We start from the raw sequence: 1,295 nt of genomic DNA, 5'->3' as shown, positions 1-1,295 counted from the left end.
TCCATTGCCACGGCGTATCGGCCGCCCGAGCCCGAGTTGCGGCTCGTCCTGCGCCCCAATGCCCCCGACCCGCGTCTTGTGGCGCTGGTCCGCCTCATGGCCCGTCGTGCGGCACGGGACTGGTTCCGGTCGCAGCAACAGGAGCAGCGCCGCCGCTCCGGACCGTAAGGGATACCCCGTCATGAAGGTCGCGCTCTACGCCCGCTATTCCTCCGACAACCAGCGCGACGCCTCGATCGCCGACCAGCTTCGGGTCTGCCGCACCCACGCGGAGAAGCAGGGCTGGAGCATCGTCGAGGAGTATACCGACCACGCCATCTCGGGTGCCTCCCTGATGCGGCCCGGCATCCAGGCGCTGATCGCGGATGCACAGCGCGGACGGTTCCAGATCGTGCTGGCCGAAGCGATGGACCGTTTGTCCCGAGACCAGGAGGACATCGCCGGCGTCTTCAAGCGCATGAACTATGCTGGCGTGCGGATCGTCACTCTCTCCGAGGGCGAGGTGTCGCATCTGCATGTCGGCCTCAAGGGCACGATGAACGCCCTGTTTCTGAAAGACCTGGCCGAGAAGACGCATCGCGGCCTGCGAGGCCGGGTCGAACAGGGCAAGTCCGGCGGCGGCAATGCCTACGGCTATGACGTGGTGCGCAAGCTCGACGCCAACGGCGAGCCGATCCGGGGCGACCGCACCATCAATCCAGCGGAAGCCGACGTGGTCCGTCGCATCTTCCGCGACTTCGCAGCCGGACTGGGACCACGCGCGATCGCCTTCCGCCTCAATGACGAAGGTATCCCGGCACCGGGCAGTGGTGCGTGGGGCTTCTCGACCATCAACGGCAACCGGCTACGCGGCACCGGTATTCTCAACAACGAGATGTACGTGGGCAGGCTGGTGTGGAACCGCCAGCGCTTCATCAAGGATCCCGACACCGGCAAGCGTCAGGCCCGTCCCAATCCGGACTCCGACTGGGTGATCCAGGAGGTGCCGGAACTGCGGATCGTCGATCAGGAGTTGTGGGACGCGGTCAAGGCACGACAGGCCAGCGTCAGCGCCAGCCGGGACACACGCGACACGTCATCGCCCGACCACTTCCGCGAGAAACGCCGCCCCCGTTACCTGTTCTCGGGCCTCAGCAAGTGCGGTTGCTGTGGTGGCTGTTGATTTTCACTGAGAACTGACCCGGGTAGGGCGGAAATTTTCATCGAGATTTGGGTTCTTCCGTACTTTTCGTGATGATGTTTTTTGATTATGCGGGCTGAAGGACACGCGCCCTGAGGAGTTCGAAGCCTGCTCT

General features: G+C 64.5%; 1 pseudogene. It reads left to right on the top strand.

Annotated features, from left to right (window positions below):
* Positions 1-181: 181 nt before the first annotated feature.
* Positions 182-1,156 (top strand): annotated as a pseudogene (locus AABE20_RS10210) (recombinase family protein); the annotation flags it as partial.
* Positions 1,157-1,295: the final 139 nt, after the last annotated feature.

It is taken from the genome of Acetobacter zythi (assembly GCF_963921165.1).
Lineage (GTDB): Bacteria > Pseudomonadota > Alphaproteobacteria > Acetobacterales > Acetobacteraceae > Acetobacter.
Note: the sequence above shows the minus strand (reverse complement) of the source record. Positions and strands in the feature narration are given on the sequence as shown.